The sequence below is a fragment of the Haloferax profundi genome (assembly GCF_001469865.1).
GTDB lineage: Archaea > Halobacteriota > Halobacteria > Halobacteriales > Haloferacaceae > Haloferax > Haloferax profundi.
Window position 1 is genome coordinate 1 of record NZ_LOPV01000244.1, and the last position, 1,150, is coordinate 1,150.

Consider the following 1,150-nt stretch of genomic DNA (forward strand, 5'->3'; position numbering starts at 1 on the left):
AGCCAGCGGTGTTCCCGTTCCACAGGCGTTCGAACTTCGGGCCGTTCGAGGCGTTCTTCGCTTTCTTCAGTAACTCGTCGTCTTCGAGGGAGACTGCGGGTGTGGTGTTGGTGTCGTTCCTGACACTCGTATGTTCGTCATGTGCGTGTTTAGCAGTCTCTAAGTGTAGTTGGACGTATTCACGATGAATCGCTTCGAGCGCGTCCTGTCGGCGTTTGACTTGTCCGGGCGTGTTGTCGACGCGGTCGCCGGTGACGGTGAAGAATCGTGCTGTATCATACAGTTCGATATGTCCACGTCGGTTCCGGCCTTCGGGGAGTTCTCCTTTGATGAGCACATGGTACCCCGTTCCCGATGGTGAGACCTCCGTGTAGGAATCGAGGCGGTCGATGATGTCCTGTGCATCGTCGTCGACGTCGCCCGTCTCTGGGTCTCGGCAATCGTCCAAGTCAACTCCGACGATTGGGTCCTCAGCGGTGAACACGAAGCCGATTCCATCTGCTCTCTCATTGGTCACGAAGTCGAGTGCTGTTTCGAAATCTGACCATGTGTCTGGGTCGGTCGACGATGCGAATGACCCTTCTCCAGGGACCACTGGAATCTTCGTTTGCTTCCCGTCTCGTTTCTCGCTTCTCCAGCATACCCATTGGTCTCGTTCGACGAGTTCTGTTGGGAGATTTTTCTGTGTCACGAATGTGGTAGTTTCTTTCGCCATTGTTGCATCTCAGTTGTGGCTGCGCGCCTCTCGCGCCACGATAAAATCTCCCGAGCGATTGCTCGCCCGTCTACGACGGCCACCCCCCACCCTATACTAGTCGTTTTTTCCTTGGAACACCCCCATTTCAGACCCGAAAATCGAGTGACGTAGCCATGTTCCACCCATTTTGTCGACACAGCGCATGTTCCACCCAAACTCGAAATGGGTGGAACACCGCATTGTCTTGCGATTTTGGTGGTCATGGTATTGTCAGAGGTTTGGATGGAACACACCGATTTAGACGGGTGATGTTCACTCGGAGTTACCCCAGTTAGTAGGTCAATTTCCACCATCACTATCCTGATATGTGTCGATGTCAAATCCGATGAAAACGCGAACAAGCTCACCGTCGATTCGGCGTCGGTCAGTAGTGAATTCGAGGTGGTTTCCGAG

The 1,150-nt window shown here is 53.7% G+C and carries 1 pseudogene; it reads right to left on the minus strand.

Going from position 1 to position 1,150, the window contains the following annotated elements:
• Nucleotides 1-715 (minus strand): annotated as a pseudogene (locus AUR66_RS11515) (hypothetical protein); the annotation flags it as partial.
• Between the last annotated feature and the right edge of the window lie 435 nt (nt 716-1,150).